Raw genomic sequence first — 20,314 nt, 5'->3', positions numbered from 1 at the left:
CGCACATCGAGGAGGGGACACATGTCCGGAACCGAGATCAACGGCAATCCAACGGCGATGAACACCTTCGCCACCGGGCTCACCGCACCGGCGATGCCGGCGTCGCTGGCCCGGCTGGGCGCGCCGCCGAACCTGACCGGCCTGGTCGAGGGGGTCATGATGTCCCTTTTGGACAAAGCCGCGACCACCGAGCTGAGCGCCTTTCTGGCCAAGTACACCGAGGACATCGCCAGCTACTCGGTCAAGGGCAACGCGGCCGCGGCGGCCTATTCCACGGCTGACCTGGACAGCGGCCTGGAACTGGTCACCGCGGGCGCGAAGCTCGGCCAGGAAGTCATCAGCTTCGCCAAGCAACAGCTCGGTTCCGGGACATCCGGCTCGACGAAGACCGGCACCACCACCAATCCCGCTGCGGGCAGCGCCACGCAGACCTCTGTCTGAGGAGCCGACCATGATCCCGTACAACCTGCTGCCCATCGAAACACACCTGGCGATGATCACCGCCGAGCTGGCCAACGTGCCCGTGCTGCAGGAAGCGGCCCGGATGTGGACGGAGGCACGCGGCTGGATGGACACCGCCCAGGCCGAACTGCGCACCAGGACCGGCAACCTCACTCCCGAGTGGACCGACGACGCGGGCCGGGCACTGTCCGAGAAACTCCAGCGCTCGCAGGCGGAACTGCAGATGTGGGGCGAGCGGATCGACACGTCCGCCGTCAGCGCGAACCTGACCACGCTGGCCAGCGCGATCCCCGAGGCGCACGCCGAGGTTTCCGGTCTCTACCAGGCATATCTTGCGGCGATCGCCAACCCGCTCACCGCGGGCGCGGCCGTGGCGATCCAGCAGGCGTCCGGCGCGCGGATGAGCGCGCTGGGCGCCCAGTTCGACTCGTCCATGCTGACCGTCTGCGCTGCGGCCGGTGCGGCCAACCCGGCCGAACTGGTGCCCGGCCTGAACACCAGCACGCCGAAGGTGTCCATGGCGGACCTGACCAAGACCGCGACGGATGCCACCGACGCGCTGTCCGCGGTGCAGGGCCTTGAGTCGAGCCTGACCGGCGGCGGTTCGGCGTCGGACCTGTCCGGCCTGAGCAACGCGGTGTCCAACGCCGGAAACGGCCTGACCACACCGGACCTGTCCAGCCTGACCTCCGGGGTCGGCCCGTCCCTTGCCGGGCTGACCGGCGCCACGACCATGCCCGCGCTGCCGGACGGTGGCTTCGGGATCGGCGCGTTGTCCGGTGGCTCGGCCCCGGTCGCGGCCACGTCGCCCGGTTCGGTCAGCGCGCTGGGCGGTGCGAGCGCGATGTCGCTGCCGATGATGCCGAGCGGCCGTACGGCGCGGCAGTCCGCGAGCGAGGAGGTCCAGCCCGGCAACGCCGTCGGCGCGGTGCCGATGGGCGCTCCGCACGCTGGCACGGGTGGCGGCGGTCTGGCTGCCCTGCGGCCCGGCACGGCAGAAGGACCCGGCAACCAGTCCGGCCGGGGCCGCCCCGCCGCGGCCGAATCCGACGGCGTGCTGTCCGCGCTGCGCGGCCGCTCCGGCGCCGGCGAGCAGGGCTTCACCCTGCCCCGCACGGCGCAGTCGGGCGAACCGGACCCGCACTCGGTGGAACTGCTGGACGAAGAGCTCTGGCAGGTTCGCTCCACCTCAACTTGGTGACGGGGATTCCACCATGGTCGATTACAACGCGCTGCTCACCGCCAAGCCGGGAGTCTGGAGCGCCCGTGGGGACGAATGGGCCTCGGTGGCCCAGCACTGCACGCAGTGCGCGGCGGATCTGTACGTCGGGGTGCGCAACCTCACCAGCCACTGGCCCGACGAGGCCGGCGCGCTGAACACGCAGGAGTTGTCCAGCCTGGCCGACGCCTACGGCGCCGCCGGTGACACCTGCAAGAACGTGGCGTCGACGCTGCACACGCTCGCCGACGCCGCCGGCCGGGCCAAGACCGACCTCCAGTCCGCACTGGACTACGCGCATGCCAACGGCCTGACCGTGGAAGCGTCCGGTGGGGCGGCCAAGATCACCGGGCCGCGGGACAAGAGCTGGGAGATCAGCGAAACCGACGCGCGCATCAACCAAGCGGTGGCCGCGGCGACCACCGCCGACCAGGATGCCAAGGGCAGACTGGAGTCGTTCACCAGCCAGGTGGGCAGCACCCGTCCCGATCCGGGCGAGCACAGTGGAACCCAGCCCGACGCGCAGATCCAGGCGGGCACGGTGAACGCCACCGGCAAACAGCTCGTCAACCTGGCCAATGACGCCCAGACGGCCAACTCCAAGCTGCTCGCGAAAAGCGAGGCCGGGGTCTACGGCGGGCACAGCCTCAGCACGGTCGAACCCATCAACGACAACCCGGACTGGGAATCCCTGCTGGCGCTGGGGTTCTGCGCGTACCGGTGGCGCCAGCACCTGGACGGCCTGGTGAGCAGGCTCGCCGCCGTGGGGTCGGGCGTGACGGCGTCGGCGAAGAACTACGACGCGGCCGACCAGGAAGCCGCCGCCCTGCTCAACAGCGTGTTCACCGACATGAAGAAGTAAGCGCCGCATAGGAATCAGCCCCGGGCCGCGGCCCGGGGCTGATTCCTATGCGGCGCTTACCCGATGGGTTGCCGGGCCGCGGCCGCGGGATTGAGGCCGGGGCCTTGCGGCAGCCGGGCAACCAGCCCGGCGGGCAGTTTCACCGGCTGGGCCGCGTCGTAGCCCAGGGTCTTGAGCGCATCGGGCGAGGCGAGCGGGTAGCAGCGACCCTCGTCGGTCACCACTTCCACGGTGCCGCTGGGCGCGTTCGGCGCGGGCATGGCGTCCACCAGCACCGCCGCGCCAGGCGGCACATACACTCGGTCGGCCAGCGGAGTTCCGGTCCCCGACCGGCTTTGCGTCGCGGACAACGGGCCCGGCAGCGTCGGGCCGACGGTCAGCTGCGGGACCGAACCGCCGGGAGCGAAGGTCGCGCAGACCGTGGTTGCCGCGTCCGACAGGCCGGCGATCGCCGGACGGGCGCCCGGCACGCCGCCCGCCGCGGTGGCCGACGAGTCGAGGGTGCGCGCCGCGGCCGCCAGCGAGGGATCAAGGCTCATCGCGGTCGGCGTGCCGGACGGATAGGCGGCCATGGTCTGCGGGTAGGCCCGCTGGATGTCGTACTGCGCCTCGGTGATCGGCCGCAGCGCGTCCGGACCGGCCAGGTAGTACTGCTGCGAGCCGCCGTTGGTGTGCACCGCCAGCAGCATGCCGACCCGGATGTCACTGTCCCCGGGTACGGCCGTGGACACCGTCCCCGCCTGCGGCACCGCGATCGGCCCGAGCGGGGCGCCGGCGGGCAGCACGTCCAGCCAGGCCTGATCCACCGTGGCCCAGGGCTGGTTGGTCAGCGCCAGGCCGGTGCCGACCGAGCCGTAGTCGTCGATGTGGTGCCGGTAGCCGTGCCAGATCAGGTACCGGTCACCGGTCGACGCCAGCTGGACCAGCAGGGCGCGGTCGGCAAGGCCGGAACCACCGGCTGCCGAAGCCCCGGCCAGCAGCACCGACTGCTCGATCGGGCTGCCCGAGGCGTCGGTGGCAGGCGCGGAGCACAGCGACCAGGACCCGGTGAGCAACCGGTCCGGGCCGGGCAGCGCGTCCGGCGCGTCCGGGATGCCCAGCAGTGGCCCGCGCGGCGCCCCGGTCAGCGAGTCGCGGGACACCGACAGCGTGGGGCTGTGCTGGCCGAGCACCAGCAGCGCGGACACGTAGTTGGTCACCGGGTGCAGTTGCCCGTCCAGGTAGACGTAGCGGGTCCCGGTCTCCTTCTCCACGATCACCGCGGACTGGGTGCGCCAGCTGGTGTTGCCGCCCGGCACGATCACCCCGTACACACCGAACCCGGCCAGCGCGAGCAGGGCCAGCAGGATCCCGCCCACCAGGGCCCCGGTCGACCGGCGGAACGGCGGCTGCAGTGGATCGGTCTCCCTGGTCACCAGCGCGGAAACCGCGCGCTGCACCAGGAACTGGTATGCCTGCAGCTGGTCGCGTCGCGAGGTCATCGCCGTCAGCCCCCCAGCCCGCGTACGACGCTGTAGAGGTCCAGCACAGCGAGCACCACCGGCACGACGGCCAGCGCGAGCAGCGTCTCGGCGTACTCGGCCAGCCGAGGCAGATACGGGTTGACGACCCGGGTGCTGCCCAGCAGACCCGCGGCGACCGTGATCCCGGCCGCCGCGAGCAGCGCCGGCCCGGCCAGGACCAGCGGTCCGGCGGCGGTCAGCGGTCCGGCCGCCAGGCAACCGGCCCCGGACAATCCGGCCAGCAGCACCGGTATCCGTTGCCGTGGCACCGGATACAGCCGCGCCCGCAACAGGAATCCGGCTGCCAGCACGCCGAGAAGCCAGGTCGCCGCGGTGTCGCCGCTGCCGATCAGCGCCAGCTCGCACCCCAGCACCACGACGCACGCCCCGACCAGCATCCCGGTGAGCAGCGTGTCCGCCCGCGCGACGGCGGCGTGTACCAGCGGCAGCGGCGGCTGCGGGTCGTCGCGCACCAGGTCCGCGGCGGACCGGGGCAGCACCGGCATCGGCACCCGGCCCAGCCGCAACGACAGCGGCGCGAACGTGGGCGACAACGCCAGCACCGCCCCGCTGACCACGGCCGCGGCTCGGTAACCGGCGAACTCGCCGGTGGTGGCCAGCCAGCCGGTCAGCACTCCCAGCACGCCGACCGTGATCGCCGCGTTGAACAGCGTCGGCGCGGCCACCACCCCGAGCCGGGCCGGGACCGCCACCAGCAACAGCGCGGCCGCCCCGCACAGCAGGTTCCCGGCGGACAGCTCGGTCAGCGGGTGCGGCTCGGCCAGCAGCAGCCCGCCCCCGGCGAACGCGAACGGCAACGCGGCCGCCGCCAGCACCGCCCCGGCCCCGGCATCGCCGAGCGCCCGAGCCAGCACCACGCCGGCGGCCAGCAGCACGGCGGCCGCGCCCAGCGCCCACGCGGCCGCCGTGCCCCAGGGCGGACCCGCCCGCAGCACCGCGGCCAGCGCGAGCAGCAGCGCCACGCCGCCGGCGGCCAGCCCGGCCCACCGGGTGTGCCGCGGTCCCCACAGCCGGCCGGTGCGGCCGGAGCCGGTGGCGATCGCGTCCACCACGTCGTCGTACTCCAGTTCGGGCCAGTCCAGCCGCCGGGGCGCGAGGTGCAGGACCTCTCCGTCCCGGATGCGATGCGCGCCCAGCGTGCGGTTGGCATCCAACGCCTCGCCGTCGGGGCGGCGTAACAACCAGCCACCGTCCGCGGTCCCGCCGTCGGCCAGTCCCTTCCCCGCGCGGGCCAGCAGCCCGGGGAGAAGTTCCGCGACGGCGGCGTGTTCGGGCAGCGCCAGGTCGATGCGGCGGTGCGGGGTGGCGACGGTGACTCTCACCAGGCCAGTGGTCTGCATACCTTCCAGCGTCGGGCACCGTCGGGCGGGTGGCCCGGCTCAGGCAGGAACCTGCCAAACTCCCGTGCCGATCCGGCTGCCCCGCACCGAGATACACAAGCTCGACAGCACGGCGGACGCCGCGAGAGAGTCAGCGGCACGCGGCCGGAAAAGCGGCCCGGCCCGGCTGGCTGTGAGGCAGCCGAAGGCCACGCCCGTGGTGCATCTGACGCTCGCCCCGCCGACCGAGCAGGGCACCGCCGTGCAGCTGTTCTGGGTCGCCGACGGTGACCTGGATTTCGCCGTGGTCGTGGCGGGCGAGCACGTCAACACGGTGTGGCCGCGCCTTGTGTCCGCGCGGCCACCATCCACAATGGATCAGTAGTCGCGGCCGGGCTCCGCCATTGCCGAGGCCGCCCGCGCACTACCGTTGTCATAGGCACGCACACTCTGCCGCCCAGCCCCGGACAACCGCCCCACCCGGTCCACCGCCTCCGCGGCCGCCCCACGCAACTGTGCGTCCGTCGGGTGATAGGCCGCCAGAAACCGCGCCCCCATCGGCCCGGCACCCAGCTGCTCGACCGCCGCCAGCCGCCCGGCGGCCGTCGACCACGCCTGGTTCAGCCCGTCGCCGAGCACGCCGAGCCGGGTCGCAAACAGCTCGGCATCGCCGATCGCCATCTCGACCTGGTCACCATCCGCCACCTCAACCACCTCCGGCCACAGTTGTGCCAGCCCGGCCGGCCCTGCGGACGAATCCGGCCGGTTCCTGCCACGGGTCAGGACCGCAGAGCCTGTTGGCGACCAACGCCCACGACTGCGCCCTGAGGACAGCCGGCATCGTCTCGTGAATCGCGCCGGCGCCGGGTGTCGATGGCCGGAACCTGCCGGGGCCGGGAGCTCTACGCTGGCGGGATGGGTGGCAGAACACGGTGGTGGCTGTTCGGGACCGGGGGCGTCGTGATCCTCGCGGTCGCCGTCTTCGCGATCGTGCGGATGAGCACCCCGGATCTGGTCCCGGTCGCGCCCGTGAACACGGGCGGGGTGACCATCGCCGGGCAGCTCACGATGACGCAGACCGGCCCGGCCGTCTCGGCGCATCTCACGATCAGCGCGGACCGGGCGGCGACCCTGCGCCAGCTCGTCGTCCGGGTGCGGGACGAGGCGGGCGGGGCCCACGACTTTCCCGCGCTGGCCAACGTCGCGGTGAGCACCACCCCACGCGAGCTGGTGTTCAACGGCGAACTGACCACGCCCGGCACCTACACCTACTACCTGGCCTACCAGCTCACCGGCGACTGGGTCAGCCTCCCGCCCTGGCAGACCATCGCCATCCGCTAGGACGCGAGGGCCGGGAAGCGCAGTTCGAAGATGGCGCCGCCTTCGTCGGCGTTGTACACCGCGAGGGTGCCGCCATGCGCCTGGGCGACCCAGCGCACGATCGACAGGCCCAGCCCCGACGAGCCGCCGGTGCTGCTGAACCGGTCGAAGGCGTCCGCCGCGGCTGTCGGGTCGATGCCCGGACCGTGGTCGGCGACCGTGACGGCGCCCCCGGCGACGGTGATGTGCACGATCGCCTCCGCGCCCGGCTGCCGGCCGTACCGCACCGCGTTGTCCAGCAGGTTGCCGATGGCTCGGCGGACCAGCGTCGGATCGGCGTCCACCTTGGTCGGTGCGGCGGTGACCGTGACCTGTGCGCCCCCGCTCTGGGTCTGGTCGACCACATCGGTGACCAGTTGGTCCAGCCACACCGGCTGGATGCTGAGCTGCTCCACCCCGGCCGCCAGCCGCGCCCGGACCAGCAGGCTGTCGATGATGCTGCCCATGTCGGAGGCCAGTTGGACGGTGCGCGGCAGCAACGCGGCTCGTTGGTCCGGGTTGGCCTGCGCGGTTTCGGCGAGCGCACGCAGCGCGGCGACGGGTCCGCGCAGGTCGTGCGCCGTCTCGGCGAGCAGCACCTCCTGCTCCTGCATCGCCGCCGCGGCGGGCCGGATCGACCGGCCGGACAGCAGGTGGCTCGCGAACCCGAGCGCGGCGATCAGCGCCACGCAGCCGCCGACCACCAGCAGCACGAACTGGGCGTGATCCGCCTGCTCAGCGGCCATGTCGGCGACCGCGACCACGGCGCCGATGTACTTGCCGCCACGGTTGAGCAGCGGCTCTGCGCGCACCATCACCAGCTGACCGTTGGTGCCCTGCTGATAACCGGCGACCACCCCGCCTTTCTGCACCGCGTCGGCGGCCAGCCCGTTGAGCACGCCGGTGTCCATCGGCACACAGACGCGGTTGGACAGGTGCGCCTGGAAGGTCTGCGCGCCACCGGGCATGATCGCGAACTGCGGGCAGCTGTCGTTCAGCACGTCGGTGTTGACCAGGTTGAAGTCGACGGTCACGTCGAAGGACACCAGCCGGCTCACCGACGAGGTGACGCGGTTCAGGCCGGCATCGACCTGGTCGACACCACGGTTGCCGTCCTGGTTGATCATGAACCCGGCCAGCACCACCAGCCCGATCGCGTTCATCGTGGTGAACAGCGCGGTCAGCAGCCAGCGCAGCCTGCGCAGCCGGTCGGCCGGGGAGCGGTTCACGCGGCGCCGAGCCGGTAACCGAGGCCGCGCACGGTGTGGATCAGCTCCGGCTCCCGGAGCTTGCGGCGCAACCGCTTGACCACCGCGTCCACGGGGTTGGACTTGTCGCCCATGAGATCGGGCTGCGCGTCCCAGCAGTGCTCGAGCAGATCGGCCCGGTCCACCGCCTGTCCCAGCCGGGTGAGCAGGTACTCCAGCACGGCGAACTCCTTGTTCGACAAGGTGAGCAGCACGTCGGCCCGCCGCACCTCGCGGCGTGCGCAGTCCATGACCAGGTCCTGGTGGCGCAGCACCGACGGTCGGTCGACGCCGGCCCGGTGGCACAGGTTGACCACCCGCTCGGTCAGCTCGGCGATGGCGAACGGCTTGACCAGGTAGTCGTCGGCGCCGTGCTCGAACCCGGCCACCCGGTCGGCCAGCGAGTCCCGCGCGGTGAGGAACAGCACCGGCACATGCCAACCCTGCTGGCGTCGGGTGTGGACGTAGCCGATGGCGTCCCCGTCGGGCAACATCCGGTCGAACACCGCGCAATCGTAGCGGCGCTCGCCCAACGCCCGGTCCGCGCTCGCGAGGTCGCCGCACGTCTGGACGTCGAGACCCACGGCGCGCAGCTGCGTGGCCACCGCGAGCCGGATGTTCTCGTCGTCCTCGACGACCATCACCGCTGTCATCAAAACCTCATGTGTGCCGACGGAAAGTTAGCGCATGCAGTTTCATGTACTCGGCCCGCTCGAAGTGCGCACCTCGTGTGGTGCGCGTGTCGAGCTGAGGGCCACGAAGCCCGGCGCGCTGCTGGCCGTGTTGCTCCTGAACGCTAACGCGTGGGTCGGCGTGGATCAGCTGATCGACGGAATCTGGCATGAACAGGCCGTTCCGATGTCGGCGCTGCGCAACCTGCGCAGCTACGTGTGGCAGCTCCGCCAGACCCTGGGCGAGCGGCTGGAGAGCAGGCCGGGCGGCTACCGGATCAAGGTGCTGCCCGGCGAACTGGACACCGAACAGGCCGGGACGCTCGCCGAGTCCGCACGTGCGGCGGTGGCCGTCGGTGCGTACGAGAGTGCTGTCGAGCAGCTCTCCGGCGCACTGGCGTTGTGGCGGGGCACGCCGCTCGAAGGACTCACCTTCGACGCCGCACGGTCGCTGGCGGCCAGGCTGGAGGAGTTGCGCTCGGAGTTGAGGTGCCTGCTGGCCGACGCGCACCTCGCGCTGGACCGGGCGACCGACGCGATAGCGCTGCTGCGGGACGTCACCGACCGGGACCCGTTGCGTGAAGGCGCCTGGGCACAGCTTGTGCTGGCGCTGCATCAGGCGGGCCGCCCAGCCGAGGCGCTTGCCGCCTTCGAGCGGGTCCGGAAGGTGCTGCACACCGAACTCGGTATCGACCCGGGTCCGGAACTCGTTGCGGCGCAGAGGAAAGTGCTGTGTGAGCGGGATCCGGGCAAGAGTGCGAAGCTCAGCCTGGTGGCGGGGAGCGGTCCGGCGTCGCGGCGGAGCGGGATCGACGAGCTCCTGGCGTCGGCCACCAGCGAGGTGCTGATCATGACCGCCGGCGTCGGTCCGGGGCAGATCGACGCGGTGCGCCGGATCAGCCAGGCGAACCTGCGCCCAGGAGTGCGGTGCCGCGTCCTGTGCCCGGACTCGGCGCGGCTGTCCGGAGTGCTGAGCAGCCTGTCGCTCGCCGGAGTGGACGTCCGGACCGACACCGAGATCCCGATGGAGGCGCTGGTGGTCGACCGGACCTCCACGGTGCTGCCCGCGGACCGGTCGAGCAGCGGAAGCTCGTCCGGCGTGGCGGTCTTCCGACTGCCCGGCGTGGTGACCGCGACCGTGGGCCTGTTCGAGCGGATCTGGCCGGGCGCCGTGCCGCTCAGCCCCACCGCGCTGGCCGACGCGGGGGACACCGCGGTGCTCACCAACCGGGAGCACGACCTGTTGACCCTGCTCTGTTCGGGCAGCACCGACGAGTCCGCCGCGGCCCGGCTGGACATCTCGGTTCGCACGGTCCGGCGGATGGTCGCCGACATCATGAACCGGCTCGGCGCCCGCAGCAGGTTCCAGGCCGGGGTCAAGGCGGCCGACCGGGGTTGGCTGATGGACAAGGCGGGCTGATGAAAACGTCGACACCTGGCCGCACGCTGCTGGTCGCGGCCCGGTTCGGCGCCTACCCGACGATCAGCGGCGCACCCACCGACCGTCGAGGAGTCGCGGTACTTGAGCATTGTCGACGTGCGGGCCGCCGCGGCCCGCTAGCCTGCACGTGTGCGAGTGCTGGTGGCCGAGGACGACGACAACGTGCGAACGGCCCTCGGCGCCGCTCTGCGCGGTGCCGGGTTCGCCGTGGATGTCGCGTCCGACCTACCGGCCGCCGACGAGGCTCTCTTCCTCAATTCCTACGACTGCGTGGTGTTCGACCGGATGCTGCCCGCCGGCGACGCCCTGCACTACGTGCACGGCCGGCGGAATGACGGCTGGCTGGTGCCGGTGCTGTTCCTGACGGGGCGGGACAGCCTGGCCGACCGGGTCGACGGCCTGCGTCTCGGCGGTGACTACCTGCCGAAGCCCTTCGCGATGGCCGAGCTGGTGGCCAGGGTGCGCAGCCTGTGCCGGCGCGGCGCGACAAGACCGCCGGCGGCACTGCGCTGCGCGGACGTCGAGCTGGATGGCGGCATGCGTGAGGTGCGCCGAGCCGGTGTGCTCCTTACCTTGACCCCCAAGGAGTTTCTGGTTCTGGAACGGCTGATGACGTCGTGCGGGACGCCGGTGTCGCGTCAGGAGCTGATCAAGTACGCCTGGGACAGGGCGGCTGATCCGGAGTCGAATGTGCTGGACGTCCTGATGGCCCAGCTGCGTCGCAAGCTCCGTGACCCGCCGTTGATCCAGACCGTTCGCGGGACCGGCTACCTGATCACGGCGTAGTCCAGGTTTCGGCCAGAGGGAAATTTCAGGCGAAGCCGAGGTACCCGTCGTCCCTGCGCAGCACCGCCGCGCGCGTGCGCCGTAGCTCCTCGCCCGGCTCGACTTCGAAGTCCCGCACCAGCTGGTCATGGATCCGCCGGTACACCGCGAGCGCCTCGGCGCGCAGGCCGCGGGCGTACAGGGCGCGCATCAGAAGTGCCGCGAGCGGTTCCCGATGCGGGTTGACCGCCAGCACGGCGGACAGCTCGTCGGCCGTCTCGACGTACCGCCCCAGTCGCAGCTGCAGCTCCGCTTTCTGTTGGGACAGCTTGACCTTACGCTCGACGAGCCGCAGCCTTTCGCCTGCCGCGAACGGGCCGGGAAGCCCGGCCAAGGGCTCGCCGTGGAAGAGGTCGAGCGCGTCAGTGCACGCGTCCACCGCCATGGCCAGCTCGCCGGCCTCCTCGGCCGCGCCCGCTTCGGCGGTGATCTCCCGCAGGCGCGTCACATCCATCCGGACGGCGTGTCCGACGAAGCTGTATCCCGTCCGGCTGCGGCGGATCACCGATTCCTTCGTGCTCTCGCCGGCGGCCCGTAGGCACGTGCGCAGCCGAAGCACGTACGTCCGCAGCACGTTGACACCTGTGCCGGGCGGCTCGAGCCCCCAGACTCCGTCGAGGAGCTCGGCGTCGGTGACCGTCTGGTCCGAGCGCAGCACCAGGGCGGCCAGCAACGCCTGTTGGCGGACCGGACCGAGGTCCAGTTGCGCCACGCCGCGCCATGCCCGCAGTGGCCCGAGCGCGGAAAACCGAAGCGGCGGCGCGGAAACCGACCCTGCCCTGACCGTCGGCCGGTCCCGGACGATCGGCCGCGGCGCATGGTCACGCCCAACTTCACCGGGGTTGACGATGCCGTGGTCGAAGGCGTAGATGACGGCGGCGGTCCGGTCGCGCAGCCCGAGCTTGGCGAAGATCCGGCCGAGGTCGCTCCTCACGGTGACCTCGGAGATCACCAGCGAGGCCGCGATCTCGGCGTCGGTCAGGCCACGGCCGACGGCCCGGAGCACGTCCTGCTCGCGGGCGGTCAGCAGCCCGGGCGGCGGCCCAGCGGCCCTGTCGGGGGCGGCCTGCCGGTAGGTGGTGAGCACTCGTGCGGTGACCGCGGCGTCCAGCCAGGCGTCGCCCGCGGCAACGGCGCGCACGGCGCGGATCAGGTCCTCCGCGGAGGAGTCCTTGAGGACGTAGCCGACGGCCCCCGCGCGCAGCGCACCGGCCAGCAACTCGTCGTCGTCGAAGGTCGTCAGTGCGAGCACCGGCGGGTGGTCCCCGGACTGCCGCAGCCGCCGGGTTGCCTCGATCCCGCCCACATTCTTCATCCGCAGGTCCATCACGACGACATCGACCTCGGTCGCGGCGAGCGCCGCGGGCACCTCAGCCCCGTCACCGCATTCTCCGGCGATCACGAACCCGTCGTTGGGGCGCAGGATGAGCCGTAGACCGGAGCGCGCCAGCTCCTGGTCGTCGACGAGCAGGACCCGGATCTCGGCGTCGGCCGGCCCGGTCACGACGCGACCGGCCGATCGGGAGCGTCCACGTCGCACGGCACCCTGACATCCACGACCCAGTCGCCCCCCTTCGGACCGGCAAATAGCTCGGCGCCCAGTTGAGCGGCCCGGGCGGACATACCCGCCAACCCGTTACCGGAAGCCCTGCCGTCAGGCACGGCGCCGGACAGCCTGTTACGGACAGTCAGTATGAGGCCGTCAGGACCCACGCGCAGCCGGATCCGGACAGTGCTGTCCGAGGCGTGCTTGGTGACGTTGGCCAGGGACTCCTGCGCAATGCGGTAGAGGCCGAGCCCGGCCGCGCCGGTCACCGCCGTCAGGTCGCCCGACTGCTCGTAGCGCACGTCCAGGCCGGCCGCACGCGTGCGCTCGACCAGCCCAGCGATGTCGTCGACCCCCGGCAGCGCCTGGGTGCCCGACGAACCGGTGAGCAGGCTGATCGTCCCTCGGAAGTCGGCCATCGCCAGTCTGCCCACCCGCTCGGCCTCGGTGAGCGTGTCGACCGCGTTGTCGACGTTCCGGTCCTGCTGCAGGGCGCGCCGGGCTCCGGTCAGGTGCAGCAGCGTGATGCTGAGCGAATGTCCGACGACGTCGTGCACCTCGCGGGCGATGTGCTGTCGCTCAGCGAGAATCGCCTGCTCGCGGATGGCCTCCTGCTTGCCGCGCTCGGCGTCCAGCGCGCGGACGTACCAGCGGAGCATGAACCCGGCGCACAGACCGAGCAGCACCGCGACCGAATACACGGAGAAGCCCACCAGCCCAGCCCACGCCGTGGCCGCGCCCAGCACCGCGATGCCCACGGCCGCGGTGGCGACCGCCAGCCGGGGACGCGCGATCGCGGCCAACTCGGCCGTCACGAGCGCAAGCAGTATCGGCGCGAAGTCCGGGACGACCGGGCGGTTGAGCAGCACCGCCACCGCCGCGACCACGGTGACCGCCTTCAGCCACGACGGCGCGAGCACGCCGCTGACCACCCACATCAGCGCCGTCACGAGCATGAGGGCGAGAGCCAGCACGATCAGCGCCGGGGGCAGTACCGCGCTCCGCTGCACCACCGCGATGACCGCGAACACCGTGCCGAGCCCGCTCGCCCAGATCGGCACCCACCAGGGAAGGGCGATTCTCGCGTCGGCGAGGCTCGCCTCAAGCCGCGCCCGCAGGCGGTCCAGCACCCTCTCCCACACCGCTCCACCCTAGGAACTCCCGGCGAACGCCGCATCCTTCGGCAGCCACTCGGTCGCGTCGGATGGGCGGCTGGTCTGCGTCCAGCACGGAGTAGCTCGCGGTGCCACGGTCCCGCACATCGAGTTGGGAACCTTCTCGACGCCGTCGCGGACCGACAGTCTCCGAACCTCTACATCACGCGTTATGAAACTGCCGGTAGTGTGGGCTTGCGGGCCAGACCGCCGAAGAAGATGTAGTGCTCGGGATGCGATGGCAAGTCCACGTGGTTATCGGGCTGCCACTCCGGCACGTAGGCGGCGCCGGGTTCGACCAGTTCCCAGTCACCGAACAGGCCCGTGATCCACTGGGTGGTGCGTGCGACTGCGGGGTTGCTGCTGGTGGCGTACAGCTTCTCCAGTGCGCGCATTTCTGTGGGCCGAGAGTCGCCTGTGGCGTGTGTGATGGCCAGATAGCTGCCGGGGATCAGCGCGTCCCGATAGGGAGCGACCAAGGCCGCCGGATCGTCAGAATCGGGCACGAAATGCAGCAGGGCCAGCATCAGCACCGCCACCGGCTGGTCGAAATCCAGCAACCTCCGGACTTCGGGAGCCTCCAGGATGCTCTCCGGCTCACGGACGTCGGCCTGGACGATCGTGGCGTTGTCGTTGTCCTGCAAAATCAAATCGCTGTGTGCCACGGCCACCGCCTCGTTGTCCACATATGCCACCCGGCAGGCGGGGTCGATCGCCTGGGCGACCTCGTGGACATTGCCGACCGTGGGGATGCCGGAGCCGATGTCGAGGAACTGCCTGACGCCGTTGCGCATCAGGAACTGCACGACACGCCGGAGGAAGGCCCTGTTGGCCTGGCAGGAGACGGCTACGCCGGGGAAGACCTTCTCGGCCTTGCGGGCGAACGCCCGATCCACTTCGAAGTTGTGGGCGCCGCCCAGCAGTGCGTCGTAGGCACGTGCCGCGCTCGGCGTGGTCAAGTCGACGTTGGGTGGCACCCAGGCCAACGCATCCGCCATTGGTCACCTTCCACGTCGTCGGGCTGACGGACGGAGCATATCGCCTCGGCCGCGGTGATCTCCGCGTCGCGTATGCGACGCGTCCTGGTGTTCTGAGTTGGTGGTTCGTTGTCAGTGGATACAAGTGGCGCAACCGATTCGCCGTCGACCGGACCGACGTCGAGCGGGTGATCACCACGACGCTGGAGACCACACCGGCCGACGCCGCGCACTGGTCGACGCCGTCAACGCGTTCGGCGTGGACGGTCTGCCTGTCGTTCGGCCAGTTCCTCCGGGCTGACCATGGTCAGGACCGGGGTGCCCGGCGGCGCGAACATGGTCACCACCAGCTGCGACTGCGCGTCCGGAAGATTGTTGGCACCCTGGAGGTGGATCACATCGCCCCCGGGTTCGAACAGGGCGTCACCGGCCTTGAGCACCCGGGGCGGCTGCCCCTCCAGCTCGAAGAGGATCTCGCCCTGGGTCACATAGCCGAAGAGCGGCCCGGGGTGCCGGTGTGGCGGCGCGCCGGGGTCGCCGGGCGGCAGGGTGACCCGGATGGTCCTGGCTTCGGCGCCGGCCGGGATCCGGACCGCCGCCTCCGGCAGGGTCGTGATCACTTCGACGCCCGGGGGCAAGTATGCGTGCTCGGCGCTCATGCGTTCCTCCAAAAGGGACTGTCCACAGAGAGACAGGAGAGCCTCCCCGTCTGTGACAGCCGCGCCATGCGGCAAGCGCGTCCACGTCGCGCTCGGCCAGTTCGATGGCCCTGGTCCCGCCGATGCCCACGACCGGCACGAGTGTCGCGATCTGGTGGTCGGTGTCCTCGCTGGTAAGACCGCGCAGCCCGACGGTTCGTGACTGTCACAAACTCCTCCGCTGTCCGGTCTTCGCTGGTGACAACGACCGGGAGGAGTTTTCAGTGACAGAACGGTTTCCCGCGCCGGAGCAGGGCCTGATCGTGACCCACTTCCTGACCGTGCGCGACGTCAAGGTCTCGCGCGAGTTCTACGCCGACATCTTCGGCGGGCACGTCGTGCTGGCCGAGAACCCCGCCACCGTGCGCGTCGCCAACACGTGGATCATCATGAACCCCGGCGGCGGCCCCACTCCGGACAAGCCGGACGTGACCCTGACCGCACCCGAGCCCGGCGACCCGGTGTCGGCGTTCCTCAACGTCCGGGTGGCCGACATCGTGGAGTTCCACGCCCAGGCCCGCGCGAAGGGCGCGGAGTTCCTGACCGAGCCGCAGGACCGCGGGGCCGAGGTGCGGTGCTACCTCCGCGACCCGGACGGCTATCTGATCGAGATCGGCCAGACCACCGGTCTGCTCACCAGGTGAATGCCGGCGGGCTCGCACCCGCCGGCACTCCGTCAGTCCACGAAGTACGAGTCGTGCTTGGCGAGGAAGTCGGCGCGCTCGTCCGCCGGGATCTGGCCGATCTTCTCGAAGTACTCCTCGCGCGGCGCGCCCGGCGTGAACAGCAGCAGCATCTCGGCCGGGGCGTCGGCGTCGTTGCGGAAGGCGTGCAGCCCGCCCGGCGGCACGTGGAGGAAGTCACCGGCCTGGCCCTCGATCCACTTCTCCCCGTTGAACAGCCGGACCGTGCCGTCGAGGATGTAGAAGGACTCCGAGATCGTCCGGTGAAAATGCGCGCTCGGCCCACCGGCCCGCGGCTTCATCATGACGCGGTACAGGCCGAACTCGCCGCGCGTCAGCTCGGTGGTGGCCAGGTAGTGCATGCCGTCCCCGGGCGTGCCGAGGTCGGGCGGGGTGTCAGCCGCGCGGAAGCTCGCGCTGACCTCGCCGGCGCTGCTGAAGTAGACCTTGTCCGGGTAGGACATGACCGCCATCTCCTTGTCTGTGCCGCCTGTCTCGACAGCAAAGACAAGGAGATGGCGATCCGTGTGACAGGTCAGCGGATCAGGTTCTTGGTTCATCTGCGACCTGCGATCACGCTGGCGCTGGGGGGACTGCCTGGCCGACATCGGCCTCGCCCGCCGCACTCATGCTTTCATCACCGAAACATTCTTCACGGGGGATCTTGCGGTGCCGCCCGGTTCGGGTCAGCGATCGTCGGTTCCTGACGACGCCGATCACGCTCGTCACGATCAGGATCGCGGCACCGGCCGCGGTGACCGCGGATAACTTCGGCAGGACGTCATCAGCGTCGGTCAGGTGCAGCACGGCCGCCGCGATACCGCCACCGACGAACTGCGCGATCCGGTACATCCCACCGACGGAGGCGATGTGCGTGACTGGCGCGAAGTACAGCAGCACGCGTTGGTTGGCGACGTTGACCAGCCCCGCCGGCACCGCGAGCAACGCGGCCACGCCGACGGCAATCTGGAGTTCCGGGACGTTCGGCACCAGCGGCAGCGCGGCGGCCAGCAGCAGACCGAATGCCCCGATGCCCAGCGCCACGTGCGCGCCCGCTCGGCGGACGACACGGCGGGCGATCAGACAAGTGCCGACGACAGCCACCGGCAGCGGCAGCATCGCCAGCGCGATCTGGCTCGCATCCACGGCGTGGGCGGCCAGCCACACCGGCAACGCGTAGAAGACGACATAGAAGCAGCAGTAGAACAGCAGTGTCCGACCGAGCGTGAGAACAAGATCGCGATCGGTGACCACGCGTGGTGCCAGGAACGGCACCGGCGCGAACCGACGCTCCCACACCCATAACACCGCCACCAGCACCGGGAACGCCACGAGCAGGGTCCAGTGTGGTTGCGGCATCGTGATCAGAAAAGTCACCACGACGATCACCGCCGCACAGAACGTCGCCATGCCTGGCAGGTCGAGGGTGACAAGCAATCGTCTCCAGCCCGCCCACGCAGCTCGTTCCCGGCTCGTGCCGACGAGCATGAGGATAGCCGCGACCACTGCGAACAGGCTTGGCATGGCGATCGCCACCCGCCAGCCCGCCCACTGCATGACGGCCGTGCCCAGGCTCGGCGCGGCAGCGAAGGCCACCTCGCTGGCGACGGCGATGAACGCGAGACCGGTGGTGGCATTGGTGACCGACGAGTGTCGTCGGAGCAGGCCGAGCGCGGCGGGGTACTGCACGGCTGTGCCGACGCCGGTGATCGCCCGTGCGACGACGAGCCATGCCGGCGCGGGCGCGAGGGCGGCCAGCGCCGAGCCGACGGCGACCAGCACCAGTCCGCTGACCGCCACGCGGCGGGCGCCGAACAGGTCGGCGAGGCGGCCACCGGTAGGCGCGGCGAGGGCGGCCGCGAGGAAGAACGCGCTGGTGATCCAGGTTCCGGTCGCGCGACCCGGATAGTGATTCTGCAGCGTGGGAAGTAGTGCGGCGATCAATGCCGACGACAGTCCGTGCAGGGCGGTTGCTGACGCCAGCGCGACTAACAGCGTCCGTCTTCTGGGTGGCGTGCTGGGCGAGTCCAGTTCCCTGCTGGTCGGCGGGCAGTCGGTGATGGTGTCAAGCACGAAGTCCATCCACATGTGACGGAGGGCGATCCTCCCCAGTGGACAGCCCTGGCGTATTGATCAACAAAACCCTAGACGCACCAAATAGTTCCTGTCACATCCGCATCGTTGATCACTCGCATCTTCACTCGACTGGCTGACTATTCCAGGTGCGTCCACGAGATGTCGTGGGCCGCACCCGCCCGCGACTGGCCGCGGACCTGGTCGGCGAACTGGACCGGATCGACAAGCGGATCAAGGCCGCCAACGCCGAGCTGCGCGAGTTGGTCGCCGCCAGCGGCAGCACCGTGATGGAGTTGACCGGGATCGGCCCGTCCAGCGCCGCCCGTCTGATCGGGGATATCGGCGATATCGGCCGGTTCGTCGACAAGGGCCGGTTCGCGTCGTGGAACGGCACCGCGCCGTTGGAGGCGTCTTCCGGTGATCAAGACCGGTATGGAGGCCATGCGGTGCCTGAAGCACCGCCTGTCCGACGTGGTCTACCGGCGGATGGTCTGCGACGCGCACCGGGTTGCGGCGGATCGAGGTTGATCTCCGGCGCACTCGGGTCTACATTTGATTACGTACCCGTTTCGTTTCATAAATGGGAGGTGGGTGTGCCCGCTGCCCGCGACGCGCAGCCTGCTCGGGGCAGGCCGCGCGACACCGGCCGAGACCTGGCGATCCTCGACGCGACACTGAGACTGCTGGTCGAGGTCGGATACGACCAGTTGTCCATCGAGTCGGTCGCGGCCGAAGCCGGCGTGGGCAAGCCCACGGTCTACCGGCGCTACGCCGGCAAGGCCGTGCTGGTGGCCGCGGCGGTCGAGCACCGCGCGGCGAGCGTTCCGCCCGCGACTCGCACCGGTGATCTCCGCCAGGACCTGCTGCAGACCGTCGAATGGCTGGCCGAGCAGATCGCCGAGCAGGAGATCGGGCTGCTCGGCGCGCTGTTCGCCGGCATGCGCAGCGATCCGGACCTGGCGACGGAAATGCGGCGGATCCTGCGACGCGACGAAGCGGCCATGACCGAGCAGCCATTCGGCGGCGCGCACGGCGAACACCTCGTCCCCGGAGCGGCCGCACTGTTCGCCGAGATCGTGCCGGCGCTCATCGTGCACCGGCTCGTGCTCGTCGGGGAGCCCAGCGACCAGAGCTTCGTCGAGCACATCGTCGACGACATCCTGCTGCCGCTGCTCCGGCGCCGATGAGCGGCGGAACCTGGACGGCACGGTATCGATCCTCGACACAACGGAGGCAGCAAGCATGATCGTCATCACCGGCGCGACCGGAGCCCTGGGCGGCGCCACCGTCGAGCACCTGCTTGAGCGCATCCCCGCAGACCGGCTCGGCGTCAGCGTCCGCGACGTCGCCAAGGCACAGCATTTCGCCGACCGCGGCGTGCGCGTACGGCGGGGCTCCTACGACGACCCGACCGCACTACGTGACTCGTTCGAGGGCGCCGACCAGGTACTGCTGGTCTCCCAGAACGACCCCGACGGCGACGGAATCGGCCTGCACCGCAACGCGATCGAGGCCGCGGTCGCCGCGGGCGCACAGCGCATCCTGTACACCAGTCACCAAAACGCACGCGCCGACAGCCCGTTCGACCCGGCGCACGAGCACGCCGCCACCGAAGCGCTGCTCGCGGACTCGGGGGTCGCCTGGACCTCACTTCGCAACGGGTTCTACGCGCACAGCCTCGACTGGCTGCTCGGCCCCTGGCGGCAGACCGGCGTCATCGCCACACCGGCCGACGGCCCCGTCTCCTGGACCGACCGCGCCGACGCAGCCGAAGCAGCCGCGATCATCCTTACCAGGCAACACCCCTTCGACGGCCCCGTCACGCTCACCGCGCGCCGCGCCGTCACCTTTGCCGACATCGCCACGACCACAACAGAACTCACCGGCCGCGACATCACCCGAGCCGTCATAGCCGACGAGACGTGGCTCGCCGACCGGATCGCCACCGGCACACCCGAGCCGATGGCCCACATGCTGCTGCGGTTCTTCCACGCCGCGCGGAGCGGCCACTTCGCCGACACCGACCCGCTGCTGGCCGAACTCCTGGGCCGCGAACCACGCACGGTCGCCGACCTCCTCACCGACCGGATCAGCGCCTGAGTTCCGCACTCGATCTGGTCGTGCTCAACTCGGCAGTAGCGGACGTCCGGAGTTCGCAGCTGGTGGACGCCGTGCTCGTGTCCAAGGACGCGTGAAAGTCGCCGCCGACTTCTCCCTGCTGGCTGCTGCGGCCAACCTCGCGCTGGCCGCGC

Annotated in this window: 21 protein-coding genes; 10 read left to right on the top strand and 11 right to left on the bottom strand. The window is 70.8% G+C overall.

Translation table 11 applies throughout. The features are described from left to right. Nucleotides 1-21: 21 nt before the first annotated feature. Genes JJ691_RS24515 through JJ691_RS24505 form a run of 3 tightly spaced genes read left to right on the top strand, consistent with a single transcriptional unit; the run spans nt 22 to nt 2,543 of the window. Nucleotides 22-441 carry a hypothetical protein gene (locus JJ691_RS24515; protein WP_211771046.1) on the top strand — a complete coding sequence of 140 codons (420 nt, stop codon included), beginning with the start codon at nt 22-24 and terminating at the stop codon, nt 439-441. A gap of 10 nt (nt 442-451) precedes the next feature. Then, complete coding sequence (locus JJ691_RS24510) at nt 452-1,663, top strand: hypothetical protein (RefSeq protein WP_211771045.1); 1,212 nt, start codon at nt 452-454, stop codon at nt 1,661-1,663. Between the two features lie 13 nt (nt 1,664-1,676). Then, nucleotides 1,677-2,543: a hypothetical protein gene (locus JJ691_RS24505; protein ID WP_211771044.1), complete on the top strand. Its 867-nt coding sequence runs from the start codon at nt 1,677-1,679 to the stop codon at nt 2,541-2,543. A 56-nt stretch (nt 2,544-2,599) separates the two neighbouring features. Here JJ691_RS24505 and eccB read toward each other — a convergent pair whose 3' ends face one another. Together eccB and eccD are read right to left on the bottom strand one after the other, a co-directional pair. Then, complete coding sequence (gene eccB, locus JJ691_RS24500; protein WP_211771043.1) at nt 2,600-4,024, bottom strand: type VII secretion protein EccB; 1,425 nt, start codon at nt 4,022-4,024, stop codon at nt 2,600-2,602. Nucleotides 4,025-4,029: 5 nt separating this feature from the next. After that, nucleotides 4,030-5,406, bottom strand: a complete 1,377-nt coding sequence (eccD, locus tag JJ691_RS24495; protein ID WP_211771042.1) for a type VII secretion integral membrane protein EccD — start codon at nt 5,404-5,406, stop codon at nt 4,030-4,032. Nucleotides 5,407-5,602: 196 nt separating this feature from the next. On the opposite strand from eccD, the gene JJ691_RS24490 reads away from it, so the two are divergent. Next, nucleotides 5,603-5,770: a hypothetical protein gene (locus tag JJ691_RS24490; RefSeq protein WP_211771041.1), complete on the top strand. Its 168-nt coding sequence runs from the start codon at nt 5,603-5,605 to the stop codon at nt 5,768-5,770. Here JJ691_RS24490 and JJ691_RS24485 read toward each other — a convergent pair. Next, nucleotides 5,764-6,090 carry a hypothetical protein gene (locus tag JJ691_RS24485; protein WP_211771040.1) on the bottom strand — a complete coding sequence of 109 codons (327 nt, stop codon included), beginning with the start codon at nt 6,088-6,090 and terminating at the stop codon, nt 5,764-5,766. The genes JJ691_RS24490 and JJ691_RS24485 overlap by 7 nt on opposite strands. Before the next feature lie 210 nt (nt 6,091-6,300). On the opposite strand from JJ691_RS24485, the gene JJ691_RS24480 reads away from it, so the two are divergent. Then, nucleotides 6,301-6,726 (top strand): FixH family protein, encoded by a 426-nt coding sequence (locus tag JJ691_RS24480; RefSeq protein WP_211771039.1) that lies wholly within the window; start codon nt 6,301-6,303, stop codon nt 6,724-6,726. Here the strand turns inward: JJ691_RS24480 and JJ691_RS24475 are convergent. Next, complete coding sequence (locus JJ691_RS24475; RefSeq protein WP_249228153.1) at nt 6,723-7,973, bottom strand: sensor histidine kinase; 1,251 nt, start codon at nt 7,971-7,973, stop codon at nt 6,723-6,725. The genes JJ691_RS24480 and JJ691_RS24475 overlap by 4 nt on opposite strands. Next, nucleotides 7,970-8,644, bottom strand: coding sequence for a response regulator transcription factor (locus tag JJ691_RS24470; protein ID WP_211771038.1), 675 nt, complete (start codon nt 8,642-8,644; stop codon nt 7,970-7,972). Before JJ691_RS24470 ends, JJ691_RS24475 begins: the two co-directional genes overlap by 4 nt. Nucleotides 8,645-8,678: 34 nt before the next feature. On the opposite strand from JJ691_RS24470, the gene JJ691_RS24465 reads away from it, so the two are divergent. Together JJ691_RS24465 and JJ691_RS24460 are read left to right on the top strand one after the other, a co-directional pair. Next, a complete protein-coding gene (locus JJ691_RS24465) occupies nt 8,679-10,082 on the top strand; it encodes a BTAD domain-containing putative transcriptional regulator (protein WP_211771037.1) in 1,404 nt (467 codons plus the stop codon). A gap of 150 nt (nt 10,083-10,232) precedes the next feature. After that, nucleotides 10,233-10,889, top strand: a complete 657-nt coding sequence (locus JJ691_RS24460) for a winged helix-turn-helix domain-containing protein (protein WP_211771036.1) — start codon at nt 10,233-10,235, stop codon at nt 10,887-10,889. A gap of 25 nt (nt 10,890-10,914) precedes the next feature. Here the strand turns inward: JJ691_RS24460 and JJ691_RS24455 are convergent, their stop codons facing one another. From JJ691_RS24455 to JJ691_RS24440, 4 genes are all read right to left on the bottom strand, one after another. Beyond that, the gene (locus JJ691_RS24455) at nt 10,915-12,468 is read right to left on the bottom strand and encodes a BTAD domain-containing putative transcriptional regulator (protein ID WP_249228152.1); all 1,554 of its coding nucleotides are present in this window, start codon (nt 12,466-12,468) and stop codon (nt 10,915-10,917) included. Next, a complete protein-coding gene (locus JJ691_RS24450) occupies nt 12,429-13,616 on the bottom strand; it encodes a sensor histidine kinase (protein ID WP_211771035.1) in 1,188 nt (395 codons plus the stop codon). Before JJ691_RS24450 ends, JJ691_RS24455 begins: the two co-directional genes overlap by 40 nt. Before the next feature lie 182 nt (nt 13,617-13,798). Continuing rightward, a complete protein-coding gene (locus JJ691_RS24445; RefSeq protein ID WP_211771034.1) occupies nt 13,799-14,626 on the bottom strand; it encodes an SAM-dependent methyltransferase in 828 nt (275 codons plus the stop codon). A gap of 224 nt (nt 14,627-14,850) precedes the next feature. Further along, nucleotides 14,851-15,264, bottom strand: a complete 414-nt coding sequence (locus JJ691_RS24440) for a cupin domain-containing protein (RefSeq protein ID WP_211771033.1) — start codon at nt 15,262-15,264, stop codon at nt 14,851-14,853. 263 nt (nt 15,265-15,527) lie between these two features. Here JJ691_RS24440 and JJ691_RS24435 point away from each other — a divergent pair, with 263 nt between their 5' ends. Then, on the top strand, nt 15,528-15,947 hold the full coding sequence (locus tag JJ691_RS24435) for a VOC family protein (RefSeq protein ID WP_211771032.1): 420 nt from the start codon (nt 15,528-15,530) through the stop codon (nt 15,945-15,947). 32 nt (nt 15,948-15,979) lie between these two features. Here the strand turns inward: JJ691_RS24435 and JJ691_RS24430 are convergent, their stop codons facing one another. Further along, nucleotides 15,980-16,450, bottom strand: coding sequence for a cupin domain-containing protein (locus JJ691_RS24430; RefSeq protein WP_211771031.1), 471 nt, complete (start codon nt 16,448-16,450; stop codon nt 15,980-15,982). A gap of 109 nt (nt 16,451-16,559) precedes the next feature. Next, a complete protein-coding gene (locus JJ691_RS24425) occupies nt 16,560-18,074 on the bottom strand; it encodes an MFS transporter (RefSeq protein ID WP_211771030.1) in 1,515 nt (504 codons plus the stop codon). A 152-nt stretch (nt 18,075-18,226) separates the two neighbouring features. On the opposite strand from JJ691_RS24425, the gene JJ691_RS24420 reads away from it, so the two are divergent. Together JJ691_RS24420 and JJ691_RS24415 are read left to right on the top strand one after the other, a co-directional pair. Then, nucleotides 18,227-19,249: a TetR/AcrR family transcriptional regulator gene (locus tag JJ691_RS24420; RefSeq protein ID WP_211771029.1), complete on the top strand. Its 1,023-nt coding sequence runs from the start codon at nt 18,227-18,229 to the stop codon at nt 19,247-19,249. Nucleotides 19,250-19,304: 55 nt separating this feature from the next. Continuing rightward, nucleotides 19,305-20,162 carry an NmrA family NAD(P)-binding protein gene (locus tag JJ691_RS24415; protein WP_211771028.1) on the top strand — a complete coding sequence of 286 codons (858 nt, stop codon included), beginning with the start codon at nt 19,305-19,307 and terminating at the stop codon, nt 20,160-20,162. The last annotated feature ends 152 nt before the right edge of the window (nt 20,163-20,314 follow it).

The organism is Kutzneria sp. CA-103260 (assembly GCF_018263855.1).
GTDB lineage: Bacteria > Actinomycetota > Actinomycetes > Mycobacteriales > Pseudonocardiaceae > Kutzneria.
Note: the sequence above shows the minus strand (reverse complement) of the source record. Positions and strands in the feature narration are given on the sequence as shown.

What these genes read in the sequence shown, in the direction of transcription:
- JJ691_RS24515 (WP_211771046.1), top strand. Translation starts at nt 22, where the DNA reads ATGTCCGGAACCGAGATCAACGGCAATCCAACGGCGATGAACACCTTC.
- JJ691_RS24510 (WP_211771045.1), top strand. Translation starts at nt 452, where the DNA reads ATGATCCCGTACAACCTGCTGCCCATCGAAACACACCTGGCGATGATC.
- JJ691_RS24505 (WP_211771044.1), top strand. Translation starts at nt 1,677, where the DNA reads ATGGTCGATTACAACGCGCTGCTCACCGCCAAGCCGGGAGTCTGGAGC.
- eccB (WP_211771043.1), bottom strand. Translation starts at nt 4,024, where the DNA reads ATGACCTCGCGACGCGACCAGCTGCAGGCATACCAGTTCCTGGTGCAG.
- eccD (WP_211771042.1), bottom strand. Translation starts at nt 5,406, where the DNA reads ATGCAGACCACTGGCCTGGTGAGAGTCACCGTCGCCACCCCGCACCGC.
- JJ691_RS24480 (WP_211771039.1), top strand. Translation starts at nt 6,301, where the DNA reads ATGGGTGGCAGAACACGGTGGTGGCTGTTCGGGACCGGGGGCGTCGTG.
- JJ691_RS24470 (WP_211771038.1), bottom strand. Translation starts at nt 8,644, where the DNA reads ATGACAGCGGTGATGGTCGTCGAGGACGACGAGAACATCCGGCTCGCG.
- JJ691_RS24465 (WP_211771037.1), top strand. Translation starts at nt 8,679, where the DNA reads ATGCAGTTTCATGTACTCGGCCCGCTCGAAGTGCGCACCTCGTGTGGT.
- JJ691_RS24445 (WP_211771034.1), bottom strand. Translation starts at nt 14,626, where the DNA reads ATGGCGGATGCGTTGGCCTGGGTGCCACCCAACGTCGACTTGACCACG.
- JJ691_RS24440 (WP_211771033.1), bottom strand. Translation starts at nt 15,264, where the DNA reads ATGAGCGCCGAGCACGCATACTTGCCCCCGGGCGTCGAAGTGATCACG.
- JJ691_RS24430 (WP_211771031.1), bottom strand. Translation starts at nt 16,450, where the DNA reads ATGTCCTACCCGGACAAGGTCTACTTCAGCAGCGCCGGCGAGGTCAGC.
- JJ691_RS24425 (WP_211771030.1), bottom strand. Translation starts at nt 18,074, where the DNA reads ATGTGGATGGACTTCGTGCTTGACACCATCACCGACTGCCCGCCGACC.
- JJ691_RS24415 (WP_211771028.1), top strand. Translation starts at nt 19,305, where the DNA reads ATGATCGTCATCACCGGCGCGACCGGAGCCCTGGGCGGCGCCACCGTC.